Here is a 20012-nt window from a genome sequence, read left to right as displayed (position 1 = left end):
TTTGATCATGTTTCATCCGGCAATTTTAAAAAATGAGGAATGAGTTGCTTTTTTATAGTAGGATTTAATACTAGTTGCAATGCAACTTTACCAAGGTCTTCTAATTGATGATTCATTGATGGAAAGTGAAGTGCTTTTCCGATTGGAAGAACTTCTTCACCGACTAGTAGCAAATCATCTGGTATTTTTATACCTTTTTTCACGGCAATTGAGTAAATTCCTGCAGCTACCTCATCTCCATTTGCATAAATTGCAGTTGGGCGATCTTTTTTCTCAAGTAAAATTTTACCAACTCTGAGACCATCTTCATAGGTGTAACAATTTATCAGGTAATGTGACTCTGCTGACATTTGAAAAATAGTTTGGTAGGCATTGACTAACTGTTGGGTACTGTTACTGATTGATTTTTCTCGAACAGAGGTGAAGGCTACTTTAGAATGTCCAAGCTGTTTTAAGTAACTAAACACGGCTTCATATGAAGCTTTTCGATTGCTAAATGCTGCGGATACTTCAGGATGATTTGTTTCTTCGCAGACAGTAACAGGGCCATAAGTAGTGTATGTTTTGATAGTTTCCCAAGAATTGGCTCTTGAAGTAATAATTAGTCCATCAATTCGTTTTTGTTTTAAAAGTTCCATATGTTTTTTCTCTTTTTGAGGGTCGTAATTAGTTGGAAGCAGTAAAATATTATAATTTAATTTAAAAGCTTCTGAAAGAACACCTTTAATAATTTTATCAAAGCAAGCGTGGTTTGTATAAGGGGAAATAACACCAATTAATTTTGTTTTTCCAATACTGAGATTGACAGCATTTTGATTCGAAGTATAATCTAAGTCATCAATGATTTTTTGAATAGATGCTCGTTTTTCCTCATTCACATAAGGGTGATGGTTCAAAACACGAGACACCATACTGACAGAATAGCCAGACAATCTTGCGATATCTCTAATGGATGTCATGGAATCATTCCTTTCGGTAAAAAAAGCTCTTTTTTATGATTATACCTTATTTAGAGTAACTTGCTCCTTTTTATTGTAAAAATTATGGTATAATAAATCGTCGTAAGAAGCTATTTTGTGTTACATAATATTGAAAATAGATGGATAGTGACGGATAGTAAAGATAAGTTGTACATGAAGACCATTCAAAGGGGGATTTATGTATCGAGAATAGAAAGAAGGCTTACTAGTGAAAAAAATCGATCAGGGAATTCAATTTTTAACGGATTATATGCAATTATTTCAGTGTCCCGTTTGTCATGCTCAATTTATAGAAATAAAAGGGCATAGTTTGTGTTGTGAACAAAACCATCATTTCGATGTATCAAAAAAAGGAACTGTTTTCTTTTTAGCACATCAAGCAAAGAATGAATATGATAAAGAAATGTTAACTTCTCGCTTTAAAATTGCACAAGATGGTTTATTCAATCCAATTTTGGATGTTATTTTTGATTTAATGGGGCCAAATTATCAAGGGACGACCATTGATGTTGGTTGTGGAGAAGGTTCACAATTAGATTATTTAACTGAAAAAGGGCTAAAAGGAACTAAAATTGGATTTGATATTTCAAAGGATGCGATTCAATTAGCCAGTAGTCATTTTACAAGTGCTTTTTGGTGTGTAGCAGATTTAGCAAAATCACCGTTTGCTACTAATCAATATGATACGCTTCTAAATATTTTTTCACCTTCAAATTATCAAGAATTTAAACGGATTTTAAAAGATAATGGAACGGTTATAAAAGTAGTCCCTGAAAAAAATTATTTAATTGAACTTCGTCATTTATTTTATCAAGATCAAAAAGAAAAACAAACGTATCAAAATGATTTAGTGATTGAAAAATTTCAAGAACATTTCCCGGAAATGGAACAACATCGTTGTAGCTATGAGTTCCCGCTGAATGAAGAGCAGTTTCAAGCATTAATGGAGATGACGCCATTAGGCTGGGGCGCAAGCGAGGAAGCGACAAAGTATGCGTTATTAAATCCTCTGAAAATGATTACCGTAGATGTCTGTATTTTAGTTGGAAAAAAGCAAATTAGTTAAATGTGAATGAATTGTGAACTTTTTTTAACAAAAATGAATGAGAACCGTACTAATCTGACTTTTTTTGTTGCAACAGTTCCATGGTGGTGTTATATTATTCCTAAGTTGTTTAAATTCATTCGTTTTTATCAGAGATCCATCAGATTTTGATAAAAGTTAATGAATAAAAATGAGCTTCACTAACGTATCGTTTCGCAGTGCTGGACACCGAAGCGATACGTTTTTTTTGTTTTTGTTCGAACCTACATAATATTAAAAAAGATGCTATAATAGTCAGGTGAATATGGACAAGGAGTTGATTTCAGTGTGTGCTTTAGAAATTACTTTAAAGGAAAAGATCATTCTTGAAAGCAAGCGGATTGGAATTGACAAAATTGGTTTTACATCTGCCGATCCTTTTACTGAATTGGAAGAAAAATTAGAAAAACAACAGGAAAAAGGTCACCATTCAGGCTTTGAACATTCAAATATTAAAGAACGAATTTATCCAGAATTGATTTTTGAAGAACCACGTTCAATTATTTCAATTGCATTAGCCTACCCAACTAAAATGGCGGAAGCGCCAGAAAAGGTGAAGGGGGAACGACGTGGTCAATTTGCGCGAGCTTCGTGGGGAACTGACTATCACGACATCTTAAGAGAAAAAATGGATCAATTGATTGCATACATTAAAGAAGAAGCTGCAGACGTTTCTTTTAAACCGATGGTGGATACTGGAGAATTAATCGATGTCGCAGTTGCTCAAAGAGCCGGTCTTGGATTTATTGGGAAAAATGGGCTTTTGATTACAGAAGAATTTGGTTCTTACGTTTATTTAGGCGAGATCATTACGAATATCTCCTTTTCAGTAGATAAACCTGTTCCTAATGGTTGTGGAGACTGTACCCGCTGTATTGTAGGGTGTCCAACAACTGCTTTACTTGGAGATGGTCGAATGAATGCGAAACGCTGTCTATCCTATCAAACACAGACTAAAGGTATGATGCCGTTAGAGTATCGTAAAAAAATGGGGCATGTCATTTATGGGTGCGATATTTGTCAAATGGTTTGTCCTTATAATAAAGGCAAAAATTTTCATTTTCATGAGCAAATGGAACCTGTTCCAGAAGACGTAGCACCGTTATTAAAACCTTTGTTAACCATCAGCAATCGAGAATTTAAAGAGCGTTTTGGTGTGATGGCGGGTTCATGGCGCGGGAAAAAACCTATTCAACGAAATGCGATTATTGCGTTAGCAAATTATCGTGATAAATCAGCCGTTCCAGACTTATTAAAATGTGTCGCAGAAGATCCAAGACCTGTTATTCGAGGTACTGCCGCTTGGGCAATTGGAGAAATTGGAATAAAAACTGAGGAATTGATTGCTTTTATGAAAGATGCTTTTGAAAAGGAAACTGACGAAGAAGCAAAATTAGAATTAAAAAAAGCAATTGAACGATTAACAATAGCAGATTAACTGTTTACTTTAGGAGGATTTTTTATTATGCCAAACCATATTGTATTATATGAACCACAAATACCAGCTAATACTGGAAATATTGCAAGAACTTGCGCAGCAACAAATACAACGTTACACTTAATTGAACCATTGGGATTTTCGACAGATGATAAGCATTTAAAACGTGCTGGATTAGATTATTGGAATGATGTTGCAATTCAGTATCATAAAAATTTAGCTGCTTTTTTAGAGGTAGCAAATAAAGGAAAGTTGCACTTAATTACTAAATTTGGTCATGAAGTATATAGCGATGTTGATCTTAAAGATACAAAGGAAGATCATTATTTTATCTTTGGAAAAGAAACAACTGGCTTACCAGAAGAATTTATGCGTGAGCATGAAGAAGATTGTTTGCGTATTCCGATGAATGACGAACATGTTCGCTCTCTGAATTTATCAAATACAGCAGCTATTTTAATATATGAAGCGCTACGCCAACAAGAGTTTCAAAATATGGAATTAACACATCATTATGGTGAGATAGATAAATTGGATTAATGAAAAGGTTATTGCAGAGTTGTTTATGCAATAACCTTTTTTATTACAAAATTGTAAGCTAAATAGCCTACTTGTAAGGTCAATCCCACTAAAATTCAATTTATCTTCTTTATAGTAGAAAAGAGATAAAAGGAGAGGTGAGGATTATTATGGAGAAAGTAGCAAAAGGGATCACAAGCTTTCAGCTTAAATTACTAGGAATTATATTAATGGTTTTTGATCATTTAGGACAGTTTTTTGGATTTTTAGGAGCACCTGTTTGGTTTCATTGGATGGGTCGATTAGTAGCCCCAATTTTTTTATTTACAAGTTCAGAAGGATTTATTTATACAAGTAATCGAAAAAAATATTTATTACGGTTATTATATGGTTTTTGGTTTATGGGAATTGGAAATATAATTGCAAATAGATTCTTTATGAACGAGAACGAAGTGTTGATTAATAATATATTTGGAACTTTATTTTTAGGAGTTCTGTATATGTGGATTATTGAAGGGATTCGAAAAAATTGGAAATTAAAAAAACCTGTTAAGGTACTAGGTGGTTTTATTTTAGGTTTAGTTCCAATTTTATTAAGTTTTGGAGCGATATTATTAATGAATGGCCTTAATTCGAATTCTAGTTTAGTACTGTTTCAAATTTTGACAACCCTTGTTCCTTTACCGATTCTATCTGAAGGAGGTCCTTTGTTTATTTTACTAGCCGTTTTATTTTATCTATTTCATGGTAAAAAAAGTGGGCAACTTATTTCTTTAGTAGTGATAGCGGGCATTAGTTTTTTTGCGGGAACTGGAAATCCTTTTACAGAAAATTATCAATGGATGATGTGTTTAGCTGCTGTTCCGATCATTCTATACAATGGTAAAAAGGGAAGAGGAATGAGAAACTTTTTCTATTATTTTTATCCAGCACATATCTATCTCTTCTGCCTAATCGCTTATTTTATTCAGCATTAAAAAACACGATGCCTCTTTTATTCAAAAGAGACATCGTGTTTTTTGTTTTTAATGTCCTCCTAAAAAGAACAGTTGAATGAAGAATAAAACAGCAAAGGCATAAACTAAAGGATGAACAGATTTTGCTTCCCCTTTAATTGCTTTCGTAATTGGATACGTGATAAATCCTAAAGCCAACCCAGTTGCAATACTGTTTGTTAACGGCATTGTTAAGATTACAATAAATGCGGGGAAGGCTTCAGATAAATCTTCCCAGTCAATTTCAGCAGCACTTGCCATCATCATTGAACCAACAATCACTAATGCTGGAGATGTAATTGCAGAAACACTTGAAATCGCACTAACAACAGGAAAGAAGAAACTTGAGATAGCAAACATAGCAGCAACTGTTAAAGCTGTTAAACCTGTACGTCCACCTGCAGCAACTCCAGTACCTGATTCAATATAAGCACTTGTTGGGCTTGTTCCAAAAATAGAACCAACAGTTGTACCAATTGCATCCGCAAGTAAGGCTTGTTTCGCATTTTCTAAATTGCCGTCTTTCATTAAACCAGCTTTTTTTGTAACACCAATCATAGTACCGGTTGTATCAAAAATGGTAATCAATAAGAAAGATAAAACCGCTCCATATAGCCCATTTGCAATGACATTTTTAAATGGTGTGATTGGATCTGTAATCATTAATTCATGACCAAAATTTGGTAAAGCCATAAATCCGTCAAAATGAATTTGACCAGTGAAGAAACTGATAATTGCAATCACAATCATACTGATAAATAAAGAACCTTTTACATTTAAAATCATTAAAACAACACTTAGTAAAATACCAATTAACGTTAAGATAACTCCGATACTTTGTAGATCACCTAGTTTAACAAGATTACTCTCATCTCCAACAATCACGCCAGATAAACGTAAACCTACAAAAGCAATAAACAACCCAATACCAGCTGTAATTGCTGATTTTAACGTTTCTGGAATAGCGATAATCAGTTTTTCTCTTAAAGAAGTAAAGGATAATAGTAAGAAAATAATACCAGCCAAGAAGACTGATGAAAAAGCAACACGGTAATCAACCCCACTAGCAACAACCGTTACAAAGTAAGCATTCATTCCTAATCCTGGAGCAATTGCAATAGGATAATTTGCGCATAAGGCCATCCAACCTGTACCGACAATAGCGGAAAGGATAGTTGCCATAAAGACTTGATTAAATGGGACACCTGCCGAACTTAAAATAACTGGATTCACCACAATGATATAGGCCATTGTTAAAAAAGTTGTTAACCCAGCGATAATTTCTGTTTGAATCGTAGTACCGTGTTCTTCCAAACGAAAGAATTTAGACATGAAGAAAATCCTCCTAAAAACGAATATTTAATAATTACATGTTTAATGATATTCGCTTTGAAGGCTAAATGCAAGACTATTTAATGGTTTTCTTAAAAAAAAAGCTTTTTTTTACGAATGAAACCCTTACATTCCGAACGTTAAGATTTTAGTGCTGGATTTTCGATAAAAGAACTAGAAATTTAATTAGAATTTTATCGTTTATTTTAAAGAAAAGAAGCAATAAGATAGATTCTACTTAAATAAAAGCTGGAATTACTTAGTTTTTAATGGGATTTTAATAAATTTAAAAAAAATGTGAAAAAAACTCTCTAATAAAAAATGTATAAAATCTAAAATATACAGTATAAAGTAATCGTTTTCAAATTGGTATACGATTTAAAGAATAAATATAGATATGCCTGATAAAATGAGAAATCCTTCTCATTTGGTATGCCAAAACCATCAAATAGACTAGAAAATAAAGGGGTATATTAAGGGTGTAGCAAGGATAAATTATTAGGAGGTAATGGAAATGACTCACCCCATTCATGTGTTTTCTGAAATTGGTAAACTGAAGACAGTTATGCTTCACAGACCGGGAAAAGAATTAGAAAATTTAGTACCTGATTATTTAGAAAGATTATTGTTCGATGATATCCCTTATCTAGAGCAAGCACAAATCGAACATGATAATTTTGCACAAGTCCTAAGAGACAATGATGTTGAAGTCGTTTACTTGGAAGACTTAGCAGCAGAATCTTTAACTAGTCAAGAGTTACGGGAACAATTTGTTGATGAATATTTAAATGAAGCTTCCATTAAAGGATCAAGAAGAAAAGAACAATTACGTCAACTATTATTATCTATTAAAGACAACAAAGAATTAATTGAAAAAACAATGGCAGGTGTTCAAAAAGCAGAACTTCCTGAATTAGGCGCTAAAAACTTATCAGACATGGTAGATTCAGATTACCCATTTGCAATCGATCCAATGCCAAATCTTTACTTTACGCGGGACCCATTTGCAACTATGGGAAATGGTGTTTCATTAAATCATATGTACTCAGTAACTAGAAATCGTGAAACACTTTATGGGAAATACATTTTTATGTATCATCCAAGATTTAAAGATGCAGATGTACCAATGACGTATGACCGCAGTGAAACAACTCGTATTGAAGGCGGAGATGAATTAGTTCTTTCAAAAGATGTGATGGCTGTTGGGATATCTCAAAGAACCGACGCTGCTTCAATTGAAAAATTAGCAAAAAATATCTTTGCTAAAAAATTAGGCTTTAAAAAAGTCTTAGCCTTTTCAATTGCGAATAATCGTAAATTTATGCATTTGGATACTGTTTTTACAATGGTCGATTATGATAAATTCTCCATCCACCCAGAAATTGAAGGAGACTTAACCGTCTACTCTATTACTGAAGGCGATAATGGGAAATTGACTATTACAGCTGAAAAAGGTGCTTTAGAAGAAATTTTAGCAAACAATTTGAATGTAGAAAAAGTAACCTTGATTCGTTGTGGTGGTGGCAACATTACTGCAGCAGCTCGTGAACAATGGAATGATGGCTCTAACACGTTAGCAATTGCTCCAGGTGAAGTAGTCGTTTATGATCGTAATACTGTAACGAACAAAAAACTAGAAGAAGCAGGAATTAAACTACACGTTATTCCAGGAAGCGAGTTAGTTCGTGGTCGTGGGGGTCCTCGTTGTATGAGTATGCCTTTAGTTCGTGAAGATTTACCAAAATAATTAATATCTATTTATTAGGAGGAAAATAAAATGACAGAACAAGTATTTCAAGGACGTAGTTTATTAGCAGAAAAAGATTTTACCCGTGCAGAATTAGAATATTTAGTTGATTTTTCCGCACATTTAAAAGATTTAAAAAAACGTGGCATTCCTCATCACTATTTGGAAGGAAAAAATATTGCGTTACTATTTGAAAAAACCTCTACTCGTACACGTTCAGCATTTACAACAGCTTCGATTGATTTAGGAGCACATCCTGAATATTTAGGTAAAAATGATATTCAGTTAGGTAAAAAAGAATCTGTTGAAGATACCGCAAAAGTATTAGGCAGCATGTTTGATGGAATTGAATTCCGTGGCTTTAGCCAAAAAGTTGTCGAAGGCTTAGCAGAGTTTTCAGGTGTTCCTGTTTGGAATGGTTTAACAGATGAATGGCATCCAACACAAATGATTGCCGATTTCTTAACAGTAAAAGAAAATTTAGGCCGTCTTGAAGGTGTGAATTTAGTTTATGTAGGTGATGGACGTAACAATATGGCGAATAGCTTATTAGTAACAGGGGCAATTCTTGGGGTAAATGTTCGTATTTGTACACCTAAATCACTTTTCACAGACCAAAAAATCGTCGATATGGCGGAAGGCTTTGCTAAAGAGTCTGGTGCAAAATTAGTGATTTCAGACGATGTTGCTGAAACAGTTAAAGGTGCAGATGTCTTGTACACAGACGTTTGGGTTTCAATGGGCGAAGAGGATAAATTTGCAGAACGTATTGAATTACTAACTCCTTACCAAATCAATATGGATATGGTGAAGAAAACAGGTAATGAAGACTTAATTATTTTACATTGTTTACCAGCTTTCCATGATGCAGAAACAGAATACGGTCAAGATGTTAAAGAAAAATTTGGCATTACAGCAATGGAAATAACAGATGAAGTATTCCGTAGCAAATATGGTCGTCAATTTGAACAAGCTGAAAACCGTATGCATTCAATCAAAGCAATAATGGCAGCAACTCTTGGAAATTTATTTATCCCTCGAGTTTAATCATCAGTGTTTTAAACTACTGAAGAAAAAAGCATGAGGATGTTTTGCAGTCCTCGTGCTTTTCTTTTTTCAAGTATAAAAAAGTAGTGTAGTGGATTTATTTAAGGAGGAAAATATGATGGAAGAGCAACAAACACAAGAAAAAAAATTAGGTCTTATTCCCTTAGTCGCTCTCGTTGTCGGCTCAATCGTTGGCGGTGGCGTCTTTAATTTAATGACGGACATGGCAAAAGAAGCATCGTTAGGCGGCATTATTATTGGGTGGTTAGTTGCTGGATTTGGAATGGCAATGTTAGCTTTTTCTTTCCAAAACTTAACTGCTAAACGTCCTGATTTAGATGCAGGGATTTATAGTTACGCTCGTGAAGGTTTTGGTAAATACATGGGCTTTAATGCTGCATGGGGCTATTGGCTAGCAGCTTGGCTTGGAAACGTAGCGTATGGAACACTTTTATTTAGTGCAGTAGGGTATTTTTTCTCTATTTTTGGCGATGGTCAAAATTTAGCATCTGTAATCGGTGCATCCGTTATGTTGTGGTTGGTTCATGCTTTGATTTTAAAAGGTGTCGAAACAGCTTCAATTATTAATACCGTTGTAACAATTGCTAAAATGATTCCACTTGCAATCTTCTTTGTTACAATGATTATTGCGTTTAAATTAGACGTTTTCACAACAGATTTCTGGGGAACAGTCTCAGGTCATTTTGAATTAGGCAGTGTGATGGGACAAGTTCGAGGAACGATGCTTGTGACGGTTTGGGTATTTACAGGAATCGAAGGTGCAGTGGTTTTCTCTGGGCGTGCGAAAAAGAAATCTGATATTGGGAAAGCAACGATTCTAGGCTTAATCACAGTTATTGCAATCTATCTATTAACAACCGTTTTATCTTTAGCCGTTATGACACGTCCAGAATTAGCAGAATTAAAACAACCAGCAATGGCTTATCTATTAGAAAGTGTGGTAGGTAAATGGGGTGCTGTGTTAATTAATGTAGGGGTTATTGTATCTGTTCTAGGAGCATGGCTTGCATGGACCATGTTTGCAGCAGAGTTGCCATTCCAAGCAGCAAAACAAGGCAGCTTCCCTAAATTATTTGCAAAAGAAAATAAAAATGGCGCACCGATCAATTCATTAATTTTCACAAATGTACTCATCCAAATTTTCTTATTTACATTTTTAATCAGCTCGGCAGCGTATAAATTTGCTTTTTCATTAGCATCCTCTGCGATCTTGATTCCTTATGTATTTACTGGATTTTATCAATTGAAATATTCTCTTCAAGAAAAAATAGGGACACCAAGAAGAACACAAAATATTACCATAGGGATTTTAGCAAGTATTTATGGCGTCTGGTTAGTATATGCGGGTGGAATTGACTTCTTCTTGCTTACCATGCTTTTATTTGCTCCTGGTATCTTTATCTACGCATGGGTCCAAAAAGAAAACAAAGAAAAAATATTTACAAAAGGAGAATGGATTTGTGCAGGCGTGATTGTCCTCCTTTTCCTATTCTGTATTTACCAAATTGCAACAGGTGCCATCGATGTAACGAACTTATAAAATTTATACTGAGAGGATGAATTAGAATGACAAAACGTAAAGTTGTAGTAGCTCTTGGAGGAAATGCGATTCTTTCTACAGATGCTAGTGCTAAAGCGCAACAAGAAGCCTTACACCAAACAGCAGAATATTTAGTGCAGTTTATTGAAAAAGGAGACGATTTAATTGTCTCTCATGGAAATGGTCCTCAAGTTGGGAATCTCTTATTGCAACAAGCTGCTGCGAATAGTGAAAAAAATCCAGCAATGCCTCTAGATACATGTGTAGCTATGACAGAAGGAAGTATTGGTTATTGGATGCAAAACGCGTTAAATAGTGCATTACTAAAACGACATATTGATAAAGATGTCGTGGCCTTAGTAACTCAAGTCATTGTTGATGAAAAAGATCCTGCCTTTGCAAACCCAACAAAACCGATTGGTCCATTTTTAACAGAAGAAGAAGCAAAAATTGAAATGCAAGCAAGCGGTGCAACTTTTAAAGAAGATGCAGGACGAGGCTGGCGTAAAGTTGTCGCTTCACCAAAACCAATCAGCATTAAAGAATATCGTGTTGTCAATCATCTTGTCGAAAGTGGAGTTTTAACGATTTCAGTAGGTGGAGGAGGTATTCCAGTTATTGAAAAAGATGCTGAACTTGTTGGAGTTGAAGCGGTTATTGATAAAGATTTTGCTTCTCAAAAACTAGCTGAACTGGTTAAAGCTGATTTGTTAATTATATTAACAGGTGTTGACAATGTTTATGTGAACTACAATCAACCGGATCAAAAGAAATTAGAAGAAGTAACGGTGACAGAATTAAAAGAGTACATTGCGGACAATCAATTTGCACCAGGTAGCATGTTGCCAAAAGTAGAAGCAGCCATCAGCTTTGTTGAAAATTATCCTCAAGGGAAGGCTATTATTACTTCTTTAGAAAATATTGGGGCTGTTTTAGAAGGAGACGCGGGAACGATAGTTGTTGCAAAATAGTGAAAGTTAAATGAGAGAAAAAGGGTATCATTTCTCTTTTATACATTCATTATGTATAATGTGTTTGTAAGGTTGGTTCACTTCTTTAAATCTTATTAAATCAAAGAATTTCTGTCGGATTTTCCTTTATTGCTACAGAGGAGGATTCGACAGATTAATGTGTTTATACATTTTTAGGGAAGATGCGTGAACCGGTTTGGTTTCTCCCATTTTTCTTAAATACCTTCTTAAGAGTCAGTGAAAAGTTCAAAAAATTTTTTACCTTTGGGAGTTGAGAATCGTGGAGAAAATCGAGAATTATATCAATCAAGTTCATGAACTTCGTAACACGGAAGTATTTGCTGGTTTTTCTGATTTAGAATTTGAAGAATTACAAAGCAATCTCTATATGCGACATTATAAAAAAGGACAAATTTTGTTTGATGAGGGCGACCAAAGAGAGCGGATCTATTTTTTGAAAAAAGGATTGGTTCGCTTAGAAAGATATGACGCTAGTGCTACATTCAGCTATTTTGACTATGTTAAAACAGAACGGCTATTTCCCTATGGTGGCATGTTTACCGATAAGGAGTATCATTATTCTGCATATGCTGTTACCGATATCGACTTGTATTACATTCCGATGCAAGTATTTGAGAAAGTTGTTTTACAAAACAAAGAGCAAATGATTTATATTTGTACAAGATTGTCTAAATTATTATTAAATCACGAAGTTCGCCTGCAAAACTGTGTGACATCTAGTGCGACGGACCGTGTGATTCAAACAATCGGGATTTTAATGGATAAACTTGGAGAGCCAATTACACCAGAATTGATTGAGATTCCCTATCCGATTACGTTAAAAGAATTGGCCAGTTTAAGCGGTACGACGAGAGAGACTGTGGGTCATACTATGAAGAAGCTGAAAGAAGAAAAAAAAATCGAGTATCATCATAAAATTTTTGTTTTTCTAGACAGCGATTACTTTAAAGATCATTTATAAGAAAAAATCAATGAATTGATTTTTTCTTATTTTTTTGGTTTAAATTCCAATTTGTAGTAAAAAAAGTCAGATTAGTTCTAAAAAAAAATGATTGCGTTGCAAGTTGTAAATAAATCTTTTTATTTTTTTAAAATATAATATATAGTTATATTATCAAAAGAAGAGAGGATGATATAAGTGAAAAAAAATCTATTACTAAGTGTACTTTTTATGGCTATTTTAAGCGTTGGAGGGTTATTAGTTAACAATCAAGCAACAAAAGCAGCGGCAATTGTGGAGGACTTCAACTTTGAGACATCTGCTCCAAATTTAGCGAAGTATCATTTAGTTGATATGTGGTCAAGTAAAGTCGAATTTAAAGGCAATCGCTTAACGGTTACAGATGGAAGAGTTGGCAATACAGTTGAATTACCCGTCAATCATAAGTACAAAGTTACTTTGAAAAAAGCACAAGGAAAGTTAACTATTTTTGGAGGACTCTTGGATGTGAAAAGTTTTGATTTAGCAAACCAAGAAACGGTTGACTATAGTTTCGTCTTACAAAAAGGATCAATTGAAGGACCAAAAACAGCTAAAATTAGCTTTGGCTCATACGGAACGTCATCATTTAGCGGCTATACAATCGAACAATTGAATTAATAAGAAAAAACTGGCAGATTCGTATTTATCGAATCTGCCAGTTTTTTTATTACATTTCGTCAGGTGCTTCTACGCCAAGCAAACGTAAATCTTCTTTTAAAATAGTTGCAACTGCTTGAACTAAAGCTAAACGTGCTGGTTTTTCAGCATCATCAGCAAGAACTTTGCTATTTGCATAATATTTGTTGAAGGCTTGTGCCAAGTGAATCGCGTGTTTAGCAATTACAGATGGTTCAAATTTTTCATAGGCTCTTGAAATGGTGTCTGGATATTCTTGTAATAATTTTACAACTTCCCAGCTGTAGCTATCTGATAAAGCAAGTGGGGCAGTTAAGTCTATTTCAACATTAGCTTTACGTAAAATACTCATTGCACGAGCTCTAGTGTATTGAACGTAAGGCCCTGTTTCTCCCTCAAAACGTACAACTTCTTCAATAGTAAAGTCAAAGTTGTTTAAACGATCATTTTTAAGATCGTGGAAGACAACCGCGCCAATCCCAACTTGATCAGCTACTTTTTCTTTGTCTTTTAAATATGGATTTTTAGCAGAAATTTGTTCGTTAGCAGAAGCAACAGCTTCGTTTAATACTTCTTCTAATAGAACAATTTTCCCTTTACGAGTAGATAATTTTTTACCACCTTGCGTGATTAAACCAAACGGAATGTGGTGCATATCTTCTGCCCAATCAAAGCCAGCTTCTTTTAAAACAGCTTTTAATTGTTTGAAATGATTGCTTTGTTCATTTCCTACTACATACAATGATTTGGCAAAGTTGTAATTGCGTTTACGATAAAGGGCAGCAGCAAGGTCACGAGTGATGTAAAGAGTTGCACCATCAGACTTGCGAATTAAGGCAGGATTTAAGTTGTATTTTTCTAAATCTACAATCGTTGCGCCACGATCAATGCTTAAAATATTTTTTTCTTCTAAAATAGAGACAACTTCTTCCATTTTATCATTGTAGAAGGCTTCTCCGTTAAATGAATCAAATGTAATACCTAACATATCATAGATATGATTGAATTCAGTTAGGGATTCTTCTCTAAACCAAGTCCACAATGCAACCGCTTCTTCATCATTGTCCTCTAGTTTTTTAAACCAAGCACGAGCTTCGTCATCTAATTCAGGTTGAGTTTCAGCAACTTCGTGGAATTTTACATATAAACGCAATAATTCATTGATTGGTTCAGCTTTAACTTTTTCCTCAGAACCCCAAAGTTTGTAGGCAACAATTAATTTCCCAAATTGAGTCCCCCAGTCACCAAGGTGATTAATTTTAATGGGTTTAAATCCAACTTTGCGTACAATTTCAGCGATGGAATTCCCAATTACTGTTGAACGTAAGTGACCCATTGAAATAGGTTTTGCAATATTAGGAGAAGACATATCGATTGGAATACTTTCACCATGTCCAATTTGTTGGTCGCCGTAGTGAGCACCTTCTTCAAGGACTGTTTTTAAAATAGTGTCACTTATGATTTCTTTATTTAAAAAGAAATTTAAGTAAGGTCCAACAACCTCTACTTTAGCAATAATTGGATTGCTGATTTTTTCACCTAAATCTGTTGCAATTTGCTGTGGTGCTTTACGGAAAATTTTAGCCAATGAAAAAGTTGGGAACGCAACGTCACCATGATCCACTGATTTTGGTTTTTCTAACAAGGTATAAATTTCTTCAGTTGTTAAAGTGTCGCCAATTTGATCTTGTAACGTTTCAGCGATAATTAATTTGTAATCCATGTTAAATTCCTCCTAATGTGTCTATTTATCAATCAATTTTGGAAAAAAGAGCATAAAAAAAACGCCCAATTTTGACTTATGTCAAAAAAGAGACGAGGTATTATCCCGCGGTACCACTCTAATTGTCTATACCATAAAGGCACAAACCGCTTGTTTACTGATAACGGATAACAAATCCGAATAATTCTACTTTAATTTCAAATTATTTTTTCCAAAGTGCGCTTCCTTTTTTGCTTCGTTATTGGCTTTCACTGTCCCAACTCGCTAAAAACTCCCTAAAAAAGTACTCTCTTCTTCAACAAAAGTGATATGAACTTGCTATCAGTATAACAAATAACCCGTCGGAATTCTATCATTATCTTACTAAAATATGTTATTTTTGACTATTTAATGAAAAGTTAGTGGGAAATAAAAGCAGAATGAGCTTTGTTTTGGTATAATAAAAAAGGAGAGAAAATAAAGGAGGCGTTTATCATTATGAAAAAATCAAGCCGACAAATGATTATTAAACAAATTATTAACAACCATGCGATTTCAACACAAGAAGAATTGCTTCATTATTTAAAAGAAGAAGGTGTAGAAGCTACTCAAGCGACGATTTCAAGAGACATCAAAGAGATGAATTTAGTTAAAACCAACTCTGCAAATGGAAATGTTAAATACACGATTTTCCAACATAATAAAATGTCAGAAGAAGAAAAATTGGAGCAAACGATTGGAGAAGTGGTAATCAAATTAACAAGAGTTGAATTTATGACAATCGTTATGACCATCCCTGGAAATGCCCATGTGATTGCAGCATTATTAGATGCCATTGATTTTCCTGAAATGGTAGGAACCGTTGGCGGGAACGATACCGTTTTGATTATTTCAAAAGATCAAGAAGATGCTAAAAAGTTATACGATTATTTTAGTAAATGGACTTCTTTTTAAGAGAAGTTGTTAAAAAAGCTCAATTGCTAAGGAGGACATCTATCTATGAATGAATCAACCATTCCTGTATTAACCGAATTACAAAACGGTTCTGATGTAAGAGGGGTCGCTTTGGAGACCCCTAACCAAGTTGTTACATTAACGAATGATCGAATTGAACGAATAGCCTATGGGTTTGCTTTTTGGCTAAAGGAAGTTAAAAAATTAGCCGTGGATGACCCGCATTATCCGCTACGAATTGCAGTGGGACACGACAGTCGCTTGTCTAGCGAACGAATTAAAAGCGCTTTAATTGAAGGGCTAGTTAATGCTAATTTTGAAGTTATTGATGTTGGATTGGCAACGACACCAGCCATGTTTATGGCAACTCAATATATTGAATATGATTGTGATGCAGCGATTATGATTACCGCAAGTCATTTGCCCTTTCAGTACAATGGATTGAAGTTTTTTACAAAAGATGGAGGAGCAGAGCACGAAGATATTCAGTTTATGTTAGAACACGCGGATTGGAGCTATGTCTATTGGGGAAATATGTCAGGCTCAGTAGTACCTCGTTATTTGTTAAAAGATTATGCAGCAGATTTAGTTGATAAAATTCGTCAAGGGATTAACGATCCAGAGCATTACAACGAACCTTTAAAAGGACGACATATTGTTGTAGATGCAGGAAATGGCGCAGGTGGATTTTTTGCAACCGCTGTCTTAGAGCCGTTAGGAGCCACAACTTCTGGCAGCCAATATTTAGAACCAGATGGTCATTTTCCTAATCATGTGCCTAATCCAGATAACAAAGAAGCGATGAAGAGTATTCAAACCGCTGTTTTAACGAATCGTGCAGATTTAGGCATTATTTTTGATACGGATGTTGATCGTTCAGCGATCGTTTCCAGTAATGGCGAACCAATCAATCGAAACAACTTAATTGGACTGATTTCAGCTATCTTAATTGAAGAAAACCCGGGAACGACGATTGTAACAAATTCAGCAACTTCAGAACATTTAAAAACGTTTATTGAAGCATTAGGTGGTAGACAAAACCGTTATATCACAGGTTACCGTAATGTAATCAATAAAGGCATAGCCTTGAATAAAGAAGGCATTCCAACAAGTCTTGCGATTGAAACAAGTGGACATGCTGCCCTAAAAGAGAATTATTTTTTAGATGATGGGGCCTTTTTGATTGCGAAGTTATTAATTGCAGATGCAAAATTAAAAAAAGTTGGAAAAACGCTAAGTGATTTAATCAGCAATTTAAAACAACCTGTCGAGACTGAGGAAGTTCGCTTTAAAATTGAAGGCGAAGATGTTGCTTTAATTGGTGCGAATGTTCTGGAGGATTTTCGTGATTTTATTCGAGAAACGCCAGACTTAACAATAGAACCGCAAAATTTTGAAGGTGTCCGAGTGAACACGACTGGCGTTTTTGGCGAAGGTTGGTTTATTTTACGTCTCAGTTTGCATGAACCGCTACTTGTTCTGACAATGGAAAATGATGAACTGGGAGCTATTGCTAGATTAAAAGAAGTCTTAAAAACTTTTTTCAACGGTCAATCTGATTTAGATGCTTCTTTTTTGTAAGTTTCAATCTTTTACGTTAAACTAAGAGAATAAGATAGTCGACGTGCTATCTAATGAACCCAAAGGAGTGAAGAATTTAATGGAAAAAGCATTAACTCAAAGTATTACACTTGCAAATGGTGTTAAGATTCCTCAGCTAGGTTTAGGAGTATTTCTTGTAAAAGAAGAAAATGAATTGATTCAAGCAGTGATGACGGCTGTTTTAGATGGTTATCGCCATGTAGATACAGCAATGATATATGGAAATGAACAATATGTTGGGGAGGCCTTAAAAGGCTTAGAAATTCCAAGAGAAGAAATTTTCATTACATCAAAAGTTTGGAATTACGACCATGGATATGAAGAAACAAAAGCAGCTTTTCAAGTGAGTATTGACCGGCTAGGTGTAGATTATCTTGATTTATATTTAATTCATTGGGCGTCACCTCATTACATTGAAACTTGGAAAGCAATGGAAGAGCTGTACAATGAAGGGAAAATTAAAGCAATCGGGGTTTCTAATTTTCAAATTCATCATCTTGAAGATTTGATGGCTCATTCAACGATCAGGCCAATGATTAATCAAATTGAAACACACCCTGAGTTTCCGCAAAACGAACTACATGACTTTATGAAAGAACACGGGATTGTCCATGAAGCATGGGGCCCGCTAGGTCAAGGGAAAAATGATTTATTAAACAATCCAGTCCTAGTAAAATTGGGAGAAAAATACAATAAAACAGCGGCACAAATTATTTTACGCTGGCACCTTGAACGCGGCGTTGTGGTGATTCCAAAATCAGTGACGCCACATCGTATTCGTGAAAATGCAGCTATTTTTGATTTCTCATTAACAAAAGAAGATATGGCAGAAATTGCTACATTAAATACCGGCACTCGTTATGCTAAAGATCCTGATGACGAAGCGTTCTTACTAGAATCTTCTATTAGACCAAATTAAAAAGAGAGCTTCTTGAACGAGTTTGTTCAAGAAGCTCTCTTTTATTTACGCTTCAGTAGATTCTACTTCAACTTCGGTTAAAGGTTCTTCTAATTCTTTATGGCTAATTTCAATCGTTTCAATCGTACTTTTAGCAGATTTGATGACGGTAAAAACATAGTCTCCACTGACTAAAGAGTCGCCTTCTTGAATGTCATATTTTTCATTCATCATCCAGCCACCAATCGTATCCACATTATCTTCTTCAATTGAAAGCCCGAATAATTCGTTGATCTCATCAATTAACATTCTCGCACTCACAATGTAGTGATGATCGTCAATTTTTCTAATTTCAGCTTCTTCTGAAGTTTCATAATCGTCATTGATATCGCCAACAATTTCTTCTACGATATCTTCAATCGAAATCATCCCACTTGTGCCGCCGTACTCATCAACTAGAATAGCGACTTGATTTCGTTCTTTCTGCATTTTAACTAAAATTTCTTTAATCGGAATCGTTTCAATAACAGAAATAACAGGACGGACATACTTATTAATATTAAATTTTTCAGAAATACCAGCTTCTACGTAATTGACATAGGCTGCGAAAATTTCTTTTGTATTAATGACGCCAATCACAGAATCCTTATCGCCATTTTCAATTACAGGATAGCGAGTGTAACGTTCTGTTCGAACTAACTCACTGATTTCTTTCAAGGACATTTCCGTTGAAACAGTAACCATTTCAGTTCTGGGAACCATAATTTCTCGACTCATTCGATTGTCAAAAGCAAATACATTTTCAACAAATTGATACTCATCGCGATTGATTTCACCACTTTTTAAGCTTTCGCTCATGATAATTCGCAATTCTTCTTCAGAAACACTTTCATCTGATTCACTAACACTTTTCAAGCCAAATGAACGAGAAATTCCATTAGCTACGCCATTTAAAACAAAGACAATCGGGTACATTAAACGATACCAAACTTGTAATGGACGAGCAATTAATAAACCAATTTTTTCAGTTTTATTGATGGCAAAGTTTTTTGGAACGAGCTCTCCAACAATCACTTGAACAAAAGTTAAAAGTGAAAAAGAAACGATGATCGACAAAATACTCGAAACCGAGGAAGGCATATCGATAGTGCTAAATAGAGTATCAAATAACTTTTTAAATGTAGGGTCACCTAACCAACCTAAGGCAAGAGATGTGATAGTGACGCCTAATTGTGTTGCGGATAAATACGTGTCTAAATGTTTCGTCATTTTTTTTAATAAAATCGCATTTTTGTTGCCATTTTCAATTAAAAAATCCAGTCTTGTTGGACGGATCCGAACTAAGACAAATTCAGACATTACAAATAAAGCTGCAATGGCTAAAATAATAAAAAATATGATCATACCGGTACCTACTGACAAATGTGCGTTCACGTTTTGTAAAAAAACGTAAACTCCACCTCCTTGATGTTATAATAGTAATGAATGATTTCTTTTTAAGTAGTTAAGACAACCAAAAAGAGCAAATAAGCGCACCATTGGT

Annotated in this window: 17 protein-coding genes and 1 other annotated feature; of the genes, 13 read left to right on the top strand and 4 right to left on the bottom strand. The window is 34.7% G+C overall.

All coding sequences use genetic code 11. The annotated features are described in order from the left end of the window. Window positions 1–5 precede the first annotated feature (5 nt). The gene (locus tag AC07SW_RS11000; protein ID WP_494632874.1) at window positions 6–959 is read right to left on the bottom strand and encodes a LacI family DNA-binding transcriptional regulator; all 954 of its coding nucleotides are present in this window, start codon (window positions 957–959) and stop codon (window positions 6–8) included. 229 nt (window positions 960–1188) lie between these two features. Here AC07SW_RS11000 and AC07SW_RS10995 point away from each other — a divergent pair, with 229 nt between their 5' ends. The 4 genes from AC07SW_RS10995 (at window position 1189) to AC07SW_RS10980 (ending at window position 4998) form a co-directional block, all read left to right on the top strand. Then, a complete protein-coding gene (locus tag AC07SW_RS10995) occupies window positions 1189–2046 on the top strand; it encodes a methyltransferase domain-containing protein (RefSeq protein ID WP_034570627.1) in 858 nt (285 codons plus the stop codon). A gap of 304 nt (window positions 2047–2350) precedes the next feature. Beyond that, entirely contained in the window at window positions 2351–3502 is a 1152-nt protein-coding gene (gene queG, locus AC07SW_RS10990) for a tRNA epoxyqueuosine(34) reductase QueG (protein ID WP_238328681.1), read from the top strand. 27 nt (window positions 3503–3529) lie between these two features. Next, complete coding sequence (trmL, locus tag AC07SW_RS10985) at window positions 3530–4042, top strand: tRNA (uridine(34)/cytosine(34)/5-carboxymethylaminomethyluridine(34)-2'-O)-methyltransferase TrmL (protein WP_034570624.1); 513 nt, start codon at window positions 3530–3532, stop codon at window positions 4040–4042. A gap of 149 nt (window positions 4043–4191) precedes the next feature. Then, on the top strand, window positions 4192–4998 hold the full coding sequence (locus tag AC07SW_RS10980; protein ID WP_463684912.1) for a TraX family protein: 807 nt from the start codon (window positions 4192–4194) through the stop codon (window positions 4996–4998). Between the two features lie 48 nt (window positions 4999–5046). Here the strand turns inward: AC07SW_RS10980 and AC07SW_RS10975 are convergent, their stop codons facing one another. After that, on the bottom strand, window positions 5047–6348 hold the full coding sequence (locus AC07SW_RS10975; RefSeq protein ID WP_135018377.1) for an NCS2 family permease: 1302 nt from the start codon (window positions 6346–6348) through the stop codon (window positions 5047–5049). A gap of 508 nt (window positions 6349–6856) precedes the next feature. Here AC07SW_RS10975 and arcA point away from each other — a divergent pair. From arcA to AC07SW_RS10945, 6 genes are all read left to right on the top strand, one after another. Continuing rightward, window positions 6857–8095: an arginine deiminase gene (gene arcA / locus AC07SW_RS10970; protein ID WP_034570618.1), complete on the top strand. Its 1239-nt coding sequence runs from the start codon at window positions 6857–6859 to the stop codon at window positions 8093–8095. Window positions 8096–8125: 30 nt separating this feature from the next. Continuing rightward, entirely contained in the window at window positions 8126–9142 is a 1017-nt protein-coding gene (argF, locus tag AC07SW_RS10965; RefSeq protein ID WP_034570615.1) for an ornithine carbamoyltransferase, read from the top strand. A 118-nt stretch (window positions 9143–9260) separates the two neighbouring features. Beyond that, entirely contained in the window at window positions 9261–10703 is a 1443-nt protein-coding gene (gene arcD / locus AC07SW_RS10960; protein WP_034570611.1) for an arginine-ornithine antiporter, read from the top strand. 26 nt (window positions 10704–10729) lie between these two features. Continuing rightward, window positions 10730–11674: a carbamate kinase gene (gene arcC / locus AC07SW_RS10955; protein WP_119907819.1), complete on the top strand. Its 945-nt coding sequence runs from the start codon at window positions 10730–10732 to the stop codon at window positions 11672–11674. A 280-nt stretch (window positions 11675–11954) separates the two neighbouring features. Continuing rightward, complete coding sequence (locus AC07SW_RS10950; RefSeq protein WP_051915652.1) at window positions 11955–12656, top strand: Crp/Fnr family transcriptional regulator; 702 nt, start codon at window positions 11955–11957, stop codon at window positions 12654–12656. A gap of 177 nt (window positions 12657–12833) precedes the next feature. Beyond that, window positions 12834–13295 carry a hypothetical protein gene (locus tag AC07SW_RS10945; RefSeq protein WP_119907820.1) on the top strand — a complete coding sequence of 154 codons (462 nt, stop codon included), beginning with the start codon at window positions 12834–12836 and terminating at the stop codon, window positions 13293–13295. A 49-nt stretch (window positions 13296–13344) separates the two neighbouring features. Here the strand turns inward: AC07SW_RS10945 and argS are convergent, their stop codons facing one another. After that, the gene (gene argS, locus AC07SW_RS10940) at window positions 13345–15036 is read right to left on the bottom strand and encodes an arginine--tRNA ligase (RefSeq protein ID WP_494632873.1); all 1692 of its coding nucleotides are present in this window, start codon (window positions 15034–15036) and stop codon (window positions 13345–13347) included. Window positions 15037–15121: 85 nt separating this feature from the next. Beyond that, window positions 15122–15344 (bottom strand) — a binding site (T-box leader). A gap of 169 nt (window positions 15345–15513) precedes the next feature. Between argS and argR the strand changes: the two genes are divergently transcribed. The 3 genes from argR (at window position 15514) to AC07SW_RS10925 (ending at window position 18490) form a co-directional block, all read left to right on the top strand. Further along, window positions 15514–15969: an arginine repressor gene (gene argR / locus AC07SW_RS10935; protein WP_034570604.1), complete on the top strand. Its 456-nt coding sequence runs from the start codon at window positions 15514–15516 to the stop codon at window positions 15967–15969. A gap of 45 nt (window positions 15970–16014) precedes the next feature. Next, the gene (locus tag AC07SW_RS10930) at window positions 16015–17550 is read left to right on the top strand and encodes a phosphohexomutase domain-containing protein (RefSeq protein WP_034570602.1); all 1536 of its coding nucleotides are present in this window, start codon (window positions 16015–16017) and stop codon (window positions 17548–17550) included. A gap of 79 nt (window positions 17551–17629) precedes the next feature. Then, window positions 17630–18490: an aldo/keto reductase gene (locus AC07SW_RS10925; RefSeq protein WP_494632872.1), complete on the top strand. Its 861-nt coding sequence runs from the start codon at window positions 17630–17632 to the stop codon at window positions 18488–18490. Between the two features lie 45 nt (window positions 18491–18535). Here AC07SW_RS10925 and AC07SW_RS10920 read toward each other — a convergent pair whose 3' ends face one another. Then, a complete protein-coding gene (locus tag AC07SW_RS10920; protein ID WP_238328314.1) occupies window positions 18536–19873 on the bottom strand; it encodes a hemolysin family protein in 1338 nt (445 codons plus the stop codon). Between the last annotated feature and the right edge of the window lie 139 nt (window positions 19874–20012).

Source organism: Carnobacterium sp. GW821-FHT04C06 (assembly GCF_059420345.1).
This window is presented reverse-complemented; position numbering and strand designations above follow the sequence as displayed.

Excerpts from the sequence above, each read along its gene's own strand:
- AC07SW_RS10930 (WP_034570602.1), top strand. The coding sequence starts at position 16,015 with ATGAATGAATCAACCATTCCTGTATTAACCGAATTACAAAACGGTTCT.
- arcD (WP_034570611.1), top strand. The coding sequence starts at position 9,261 with ATGGAAGAGCAACAAACACAAGAAAAAAAATTAGGTCTTATTCCCTTA.
- AC07SW_RS10920 (WP_238328314.1), bottom strand. The coding sequence starts at position 19,873 with ATGATCATATTTTTTATTATTTTAGCCATTGCAGCTTTATTTGTAATG.
- AC07SW_RS11000 (WP_494632874.1), bottom strand. The coding sequence starts at position 959 with ATGACATCCATTAGAGATATCGCAAGATTGTCTGGCTATTCTGTCAGT.
- AC07SW_RS10980 (WP_463684912.1), top strand. The coding sequence starts at position 4,192 with ATGGAGAAAGTAGCAAAAGGGATCACAAGCTTTCAGCTTAAATTACTA.
- AC07SW_RS10925 (WP_494632872.1), top strand. The coding sequence starts at position 17,630 with ATGGAAAAAGCATTAACTCAAAGTATTACACTTGCAAATGGTGTTAAG.
- argR (WP_034570604.1), top strand. The coding sequence starts at position 15,514 with ATGAAAAAATCAAGCCGACAAATGATTATTAAACAAATTATTAACAAC.
- arcC (WP_119907819.1), top strand. The coding sequence starts at position 10,730 with ATGACAAAACGTAAAGTTGTAGTAGCTCTTGGAGGAAATGCGATTCTT.
- argS (WP_494632873.1), bottom strand. The coding sequence starts at position 15,036 with ATGGATTACAAATTAATTATCGCTGAAACGTTACAAGATCAAATTGGC.
- argF (WP_034570615.1), top strand. The coding sequence starts at position 8,126 with ATGACAGAACAAGTATTTCAAGGACGTAGTTTATTAGCAGAAAAAGAT.
- trmL (WP_034570624.1), top strand. The coding sequence starts at position 3,530 with ATGCCAAACCATATTGTATTATATGAACCACAAATACCAGCTAATACT.
- arcA (WP_034570618.1), top strand. The coding sequence starts at position 6,857 with ATGGAAATGACTCACCCCATTCATGTGTTTTCTGAAATTGGTAAACTG.
- AC07SW_RS10975 (WP_135018377.1), bottom strand. The coding sequence starts at position 6,348 with ATGTCTAAATTCTTTCGTTTGGAAGAACACGGTACTACGATTCAAACA.